This window comes from Tenacibaculum sp. Ill, from assembly GCF_051938915.1.
Taxonomy (GTDB): Bacteria; Bacteroidota; Bacteroidia; order Flavobacteriales; family Flavobacteriaceae; genus Polaribacter; species Polaribacter larymnensis.
In genome coordinates, this window is sequence record NZ_JBPSCW010000002.1 from 3,081,750 (window position 1) to 3,090,000 (window position 8,251).

The following is an 8,251-nucleotide window of genomic DNA, read 5'->3' on the forward strand; positions in this document are numbered from 1 at the left end:
ATGGACTTTTTTTACCAACAAAAAAACATTAAATATCTCTATTTTTTAGTTGCAGTGGTTTATGTTATAGGGTTGTTTATTCCTTTAATGGCCAATGATTCTGCGCAACATGCTACCATGGCAATGCGTATGTATTTGAGTGATAATTTTTTTGAATTACTAAAAGGTCCTAATCCTTATTTAGATAAACCACATATGCATTTTTGGTTATCAGCTATTTCATTTAAAATTTTTGGTTTACATGAATGGGCTTACCGAATTCCTGCCTTATTATTTACTGCTTTAGGAGCTTATTCTGTTTATCAATTAACAAAAAAACTATATAGTGAAAGTGTAGCTCATTTTGGTTCACTTATTTTTTTAACTAGCCAATCTATCATTTTAGCTAATCACGATGTTCGTACAGATGCTGTATTAACTGGAGCTACAATCTTTGCCATTTGGCAATTGTTTGAATATGTTTCAACAAGAAATCTAGTTTCAATTATTCTTGGAGCTATTGGTATGGGCGTATCCTTTTCTACTAAAGGATTCTATGGAGTAGGGATTATTTGTTTCGCTATATTTTCACATATAATTTATACCAAAAAGTTTAACGTAATATTTTCCTACAAAGTTCTTATAGGTTTAGCCATGTTCTTCCTTTCCATTACACCTGTTTTGTATGCTTACTATATTCAGTTTGGTATAGATGGAGTTAACTTTATATTATGGAATCAAAATGTGGAAAGAATTACAGCTAAAGGTTTTACCAAAAACAGTCCTGATTACTTTTTCTTTTTTCATTCTCTACTTTGGACTTTTTTACCTTGGGCTTTTTTAATGTACTACGGTTTATTTTATCAGATCAAAAAATTGGTTAAAAATAAATTTAAGTCTGTACAAGACATAGAACTATTAACCCTAGGAGGAGTATTAATTACATTACTAATTATTAGCTTTTCAAAATTTAAATTACCTCATTATTTAAATCCATTATTAGCTTTATTCTCGGTTTTTACAGCAGGGGTTTTGTATAAGCTACAAAAAGACAATCAACAAAAAACATTAAAAATATTTGTAGGCTTCGTTTACTTTATGACAATTGTATTAACCATTGCTGTTGTTTTAATTTTATGCTTTACTTTTAATACTCCGTCTATCTTAACTTTTATAATTAGTTGTATTTTATTTTTAGTATTACTATTTTCTTTAATTCAGAAGGAGAATCTTAGTAAAAAAATAGTTATTAATTCTGTTCTCTTAATGGTGTTTATCAATGTAGTACTTAATACTTACTTCTATCCTGAATTGCTACAATATCAAGGAGGGATAAAACTAGCTACCATTGTTAACCAAAACGATTCCATAAACATTGAAAACGTATATTTTTATGAAAATGATTACTCTTGGCCTTTAGATTTTTATACCGAAAGAAATACTCCCCATATTACAAAGGAAGAACTTAAAAACATTAATAAAGACGTTTGGATTGTTATTCGAAATATCCCACTTAAAAAAGTTGAAGAAGATGGTTTTATCATTAAAGAAAAACACAGAGTTGATCATTTTAGAGTAACTAGACTTAGCTTAAAATTTCTAAACCCTAAAACGAGAGATTCTAAGTTAAGTGATGCGTATTTATTAAAAATAGCTTCAAGAAAATCTTAATGAAATTTACTCTTTTCATTTTTAAATTCAATCCCATGTAAATGCAAACCAGAAGCTGGTGCTATAGTTTTCATAAAGTCTATATCACTATTTTCAGGACTCAAACTTTTCTTGATGAACTCTAAGCCGTAGTTACCTTTACCTAATTCAGCTAAAGCTCCCATAATTAAACGAATTTGATTACGTAAAAAACCACTTCCTCTAATGATTAGCACATAGCTTTTCTGTGGAAAAAAAGAAGCCGATAACTCAGTATTCTCTTCAATTCTACATAAATCAATAGTACGTTCAACTTTCGTTTCTGGTGAAGGTTTTGTACAATAATGTTTAAAATTATGAAAACCTTCAAAAAGCTGTGCTCCTTCTTTCATTAACTCCACATTTAATTCATCTAAATATCCCGTTAAAAAAGGGGCACAATAAGGATGATTTTTCTCTCCAAAAGAAAAGTAATAACGGTACTCCTTAATTTTCGGATGTTGAATAATATTAAACTCTTCATCATGAAGCTGCTCTACAGCTAACACACGAATATCAGAAGGTGAATTCCGATTAAAGTCTTCAATAAAAAAAGGTTCATCTAATTTTTCGTCAATAAACAACTGAAAATAATAATCGGTAGATGATACTTTTGCATCTGTTCTCCCAACTCCTACCGACTTACATCGAATTCCTTTACACACGAACTTTAATGTTTTATCAACAAAAAAATGAACTGTTTTTAAATTAGGTTGTTTTTGCCAACCGTGTAAACGAAATCCTAAATATTGAAACCGTACTAAATAAGCATACTTATAATTCATACTAAAATAACTCGTACGATTGCTTTGCGATTTCTAACTCTTCATTTGTTGGAATTACCAATACTCTTACTTTAGAAGTTTCTTTGTGAATTTCAGTTAATTTTTTTGCTCGAATAGCATTCTTTTCCGTATCCAATTCAATCCCCAAATATTCCATATCTGTACAAACTAATTTTCTAATCACATCTGAATTTTCACCAATCCCAGCAGTAAATACAATTGAGTCCAAACCATTCATCGCAGCCACATACGAACCTATGTATTTTTTTATTCTATAGGCATTCATATCCAACGCTAACTGGCAATTCTTATCTCCTTTTGCTGCCGCTGCTTCGATATCTCGTAAATCACTAAACCCAGTTAAGCCTAACATTCCGCTTTCTTTTTGTAACATGTTGTTTACATAATCAGCATCATATCCTAAGTTGTTTATCAAATAGAAAATCAAAGAATGATCAATATCTCCAGAACGTGTCCCCATGATTAAACCTGTAACTGGACCAAACCCTAAACTGTGATCAATACTTTTTCCGTTTTCTATTGCAGTCATACTACACCCATTTCCTAAATGAATGGTAATAATTTTTGATTTTTCTTTTTGAAGATATTCAATCGCTTTTTCCGATACATATTTATGGCTAGTTCCATGAAATCCATATAAACGAATTCTATGTTCATCTAAAAATTTATTAGGAATTGCATATTTGTAAGCTTCAACAGGTATGGTTTGATGAAATGCTGTGTCAAAAACAGCCACTTGTTGTGCATTTGTAAAAATGGATTCAGATACTATAATGCCCTCTAAGTTTGCCGGATTATGTAAAGGAGCTAACGAAAATAATGACTCTATTTTCTTTTTAACTTCATCAGTAACTATGGCGGTTTTTGTAAATGTGCTTCCTCCATGTACTACTCTATGCCCTACAACTTTAATTTCATCAGTAGAAGTAATTACGCCTACTTTTTCATCCAATAATAAATCAACTACTCTCTCTAAACCTGATTTATGATCTTTAATTACTACTTCTTCTTCAATTTTATCATTGTTTGATTTATAGTGAACTTTTCCTATTTCTAAACCAATTCTTTCTATCATACCCGAACAAAGTACTTCTTGTTGAGGCATTTCAAACAATTGATATTTTATAGAAGAACTTCCTGAGTTAATTACTAAAACTTTCATTATTTTATATTGATAAGCAAGCTATTCTTGCGCTTGAATTGCAGTTAAAATTACAGTGTTAAAAATATCATCAACTGTACAACCTCTACTTAAATCGTTTACTGGTTTATTCAGCCCTTGTAACATCGGTCCTATAGCCAAAGCTCCTGTTTCACGTTGTACAGCTTTATAGGTATTATTTCCTGTATTTAAATCTGGGAAAATTAACACATTTGCTTGACCTGCAACTTCCGAATTTGGTAATTTCTTTTTTCCTACTGAAGGATCAACCGCTGCATCATACTGAATAGGTCCCTCTACTTTTAAATCTGGACGCTTTTCTTTCACTATTTCTGTAGCTCTTCTAACAGTATCAACATCTTCTCCTTTTCCAGAAGTACCTGATGAATAAGATAACATAGCTATTTTAGGATCTATTCCAAAAGCAATGCTTGAATCTGCTGAAGAAATTGCGATTTCAGCCAATTCTTCAGCTGTCGGGTTTGGATTAATGGCACAATCACCAAATACAGACACTCTATCTTCCAAACACATAAAGAAAATTGAAGAAACTACTGAAAACCCTGGTTTGGTTTTTACAAACTGTAACGCTGGTTTTATAGTATGTTGCGTAGTATGTGCTGCTCCAGAAACCATACCATCTGCAATTCCTTTATACACCATCATCGTTCCAAAATAAGAAACATCTCCCATTAAATCTTCTGCCATTGCAGGACTTAAACCTTTATGTTTTCTTAGTTCATATAATGTATTAGAAAAATCAGCAAAGTATTCTGATTCTATAGGATTGATAATTTCTGTTTTTTCAAAATCAAAAGGGATATTTAATCGCTTAACTGAAGCTTCTACATTTACTCTTTTCCCCAATATTGTTAACTTAACAACATCAGTCTTTTGTAATTGAGAAGCTGCAATTAATATTCTATCATCATTCCCTTCAGGTAACACAATATGTTTACGAGTCTCTTTTGCTTTTTTTAATAAATTATATTGAAACATTCTCGGTGTGAGTGCTTCTGATCCTCTATAGCTAACCAGCTTTTCATTCAAGTTTGTAACATCAACATATTTTTCAAACATGTTGATAGACATTTTTATCTTATCAACATTCTCAGCATAAATATGAGAACGTACAGCTCCCAATCTTGATGCTACACTAAATGTTCCATCTTTTACCCAAAGAATTGGCACTATTTTTTCTAATCCTTCAATTAGTTTTATTATAGAAGAATTTAATTCCATTCCTCCTGTAAGAATAATCCCAGCTACAGATGGATAATTACTAGAGATATTGGCTTGCAAAGTACCTAACAATATATCTGATCTATCGGCAGGTGTTACCACTACACTATCATCTCCTAAATGATGTAAAAAATGAGATAATTGCATTGCTCCAACTTTAATATCACCTGTAGTATTATTTAAAAACTTTTCACCAAATAAAACTTTTCCTTCAATCTCCATTAAAAATTCCTTGATTGTTGGATTATTTAATTTTTGATCTATTGGAATAGCATTTATAGAAACTGACTTTGGTAAGTTACCACCAACTTCTTTTACAATAATTGGAATATTCTTTTCTTGCACTTTATTTGCTACAACTGCAATAACCTGTACATCTTTATTCACAAAAGAGTCGTAAGTTAATCGTAGACTCTGAGTAAAATCTTCAAGTGTTTTATTCACACCTCCTGATACTATGATTACAGGTGTTCCAATATTTTTAGCTATAAGAACATTTAAATCCATTTCAATCACAGCTCCATGATCAGAAAAATCAGTTCCTTCAATAATTACAAAATCATTCTCTTCTTCTAATTTCTTATATTTTTCAATGATTTTGTTAATAATTTCGTCTTCTTTATTCTCATTCAGATTTCTAATTAATTCTGACCTTGTAAAAGCATAACAATCATCATAACTACTTTTCAAGTTAAAGTAATTAAGAACTGTATTTATATGATTATCTCTCTTATTACCTATTGGATTGTCAATTATAGGTCTAAAATAACCTACTTTAGGTTCTTTTCGAAGTAATAATTGCATCAACCCCAAACTCAACATAGATTTTCCTGAATTTGCATCACTTGCAGCTATGTAAATTGATTTATTCATATTCTTGCTTTTGAAGCAAAATTACTTCTTTTAAAATTATAAAAATAACGGGAAAAGAATTAAAAACTACGAGATATAGTAATCTCAGGAAGTCGAATAATAATCACTCATCTGCAAAAAAGAATTTTCATTAAAATAAGAGTAAAAAAAAACCTCAATCTAATAAAAGATTGAGGTTTAAAAGAAAGGCAACGACCTACTCTCCCACCAGTGGCAGTACCATCGGCGCTAATGGGCTTAACTTCTCTGTTCGGAATGGTAAGAGGTGAGCCCCATTGCGATAATCACCTTAAATCGTTGCAGTATATTTCAACTGTAAAAGTTAACATATTAGTAAAATCATATCCTAAATCATCAAAGAGTTTGCTCCCGGTCGAAGACCGGGATACGTACATAAGCCTATGGGTTATTAGTACTACTCAGCTACATACATTACTGCACTTACACTTATAGCCTATCAACGTGGTGATCTTCCACGACCCTTTAAAGAAATCTCATCTTGTGGTGGGTTTCGCGCTTATATGCTTTCAGCGCTTATCCCTTCCCGACGTAGCTACTCTGCAGTGCCCCTGGCGAGACAACAGATACACTAGAGGTCAGTCCAACTCGGTCCTCTCGTACTAAAGTCAGATCCACTCAAATTTCTAACGCCCACAGCAGATAGAGACCGAACTGTCTCACGACGTTCTGAACCCAGCTCGCGTGCCACTTTAATGGGCGAACAGCCCAACCCTTGGGACCTTCTCCAGCCCCAGGATGTGACGAGCCGACATCGAGGTGCCAAACCCCCCCGTCGATGTGAGCTCTTGGGGGAGATCAGCCTGTTATCCCCGGAGTACCTTTTATCCTTTGAGCGATGGCCCTTCCATGCGGAACCACCGGATCACTATGCTCTACTTTCGTACCTGATCGACCTGTATGTCTCTCAGTCAAGCTCCCTTATGCCATTGCACTCTACGCACGGTTACCAAGCGTGCTGAGGGAACCTTTAGAAGCCTCCGTTACTCTTTTGGAGGCGACCACCCCAGTCAAACTACCCACCACGCACTGTTCTCATTGCTGAGTTAGGCTCTAGATAAGCAAAGGGTGGTATTTCAAGGATGACTCCACAACGCCTAGCGACGCCGCTTCAAAGTCTCCCACCTATCCTACACATTACTTATCCAAAGTCAATACGAAGCTATAGTAAAGGTTCACGGGGTCTTTTCGTCCCGCTGCGGGTAATCGGCATCTTCACCGATACTACAATTTCACCGAGCTCATGGCTGAGACAGTATCCAGATCGTTGCACCATTCGTGCAGGTCGGAACTTACCCGACAAGGAATTTCGCTACCTTAGGACCGTTATAGTTACGGCCGCCGTTTACTGGGGCTTCATTTGATTGCTTCGCCGAAGCTAACAACTCCACTTAACCTTCCAGCACCGGGCAGGTGTCAGGCCTTATACATCATCTTTCAATTTAGCAAAGCCCTGTGTTTTTGATAAACAGTCGCCTGGATCTTTTCACTGCGGCCCTACCGGAGTAGGGCGACTCTTCTCCCGAAGTTACGAGTCTATTTTGCCTAGTTCCTTAGCCATGAATCTCTCGAGCACCTTAGAATTCTCATCCCAACTACCTGTGTCGGTTTACGGTACGGGTTCTTATAATCTGAAGCTTAGAGGTTTTTCTTGGAAGATTTTAGGCACACTATCCACGCATCCGAAGACTTGTGGTACTATCACACTTCAGCTAAACCGGCGGATTTGCCTACCAGTCTAATACCTAAATGTTTCAACGAACTATTCCGTCAGTTCGCGGTGCTTTCAGTACTCCGTCACCCCATCGCAATTATAAGAAGTACAGGAATATTAACCTGTTGTCCATCGACTACTCCCTTCGGATTCGCCTTAGGTCCCGACTAACCCTCAGCTGATTAGCATCGCTGAGGAAACCTTAGTCTTTCGGTGAGGGGGTTTCTCGCCCCCTTTATCGTTACTTATGCCTACATTTTCTTTTCTATACGCTCCAGCATGCCTCACAGCACACCTTCAGCGCCTATAGAATGCTCCCCTACCACTTTAATAAGTCCATAGCTTCGGTAATATGTTTATGCCCGATTATTATCCATGCTCGACCGCTCGACTAGTGAGCTGTTACGCACTCTTTAAATGAATGGCTGCTTCCAAGCCAACATCCTAGCTGTCTGGGCAGTCAAACCTCGTTTTTTCAACTTAACATATATTTGGGGACCTTAGCTGATGGTCTGGGTTCTTTCCCTCTCGGACATGGACCTTAGCACCCATGCCCTCACTGCTGAGAAACATTTTATAGCATTCGGAGTTTGTCAGGAATTGGTAGGCGGTGAAGCCCCCGCATCCAATCAGTAGCTCTACCTCTATAAAACTTTTACTCAACGCTGCACCTAAATGCATTTCGGGGAGTACGAGCTATTTCCGAGTTTGATTGGCCTTTCACCCCTACCCACAGGTCATCCAAAGACTTTTCAACGTCAACTGGTT

Annotated in this window: 4 protein-coding genes and 2 rRNA genes (1 of these 6 running past the window's edge); 1 reads left to right on the top strand and 5 read right to left on the bottom strand. The window is 35.4% G+C overall.

The annotated features are described in order from the left end of the window. On the top strand, positions 1–1,650 hold the full coding sequence (locus ACTPNM_RS14600) for an ArnT family glycosyltransferase (RefSeq protein WP_440122526.1): 1,650 nt from the start codon (positions 1–3) through the stop codon (positions 1,648–1,650). On the opposite strand, the gene ACTPNM_RS14605 is transcribed toward ACTPNM_RS14600, so the two are convergent. From ACTPNM_RS14605 to ACTPNM_RS14625, 5 genes are all read right to left on the bottom strand, one after another. Then, positions 1,647–2,453: a tRNA pseudouridine(38-40) synthase TruA gene (locus ACTPNM_RS14605; RefSeq protein ID WP_440122527.1), complete on the bottom strand. Its 807-nt coding sequence runs from the start codon at positions 2,451–2,453 to the stop codon at positions 1,647–1,649. The two genes, ACTPNM_RS14600 and ACTPNM_RS14605, sit on opposite strands and share 4 nt — an antisense overlap. Position 2,454: 1 nt before the next feature. After that, positions 2,455–3,636, bottom strand: a complete 1,182-nt coding sequence (locus ACTPNM_RS14610; protein ID WP_440122528.1) for an acetate/propionate family kinase — start codon at positions 3,634–3,636, stop codon at positions 2,455–2,457. A gap of 21 nt (positions 3,637–3,657) precedes the next feature. Continuing rightward, complete coding sequence (gene pta, locus ACTPNM_RS14615; RefSeq protein ID WP_440122529.1) at positions 3,658–5,751, bottom strand: phosphate acetyltransferase; 2,094 nt, start codon at positions 5,749–5,751, stop codon at positions 3,658–3,660. Positions 5,752–5,934: 183 nt separating this feature from the next. Continuing rightward, positions 5,935–6,043: ribosomal RNA gene (gene rrf, locus ACTPNM_RS14620) — 5S ribosomal RNA — on the bottom strand. 97 nt (positions 6,044–6,140) lie between these two features. Further along, positions 6,141–8,251: ribosomal RNA gene (locus tag ACTPNM_RS14625) — 23S ribosomal RNA — on the bottom strand (it continues 762 nt past the right edge of the window).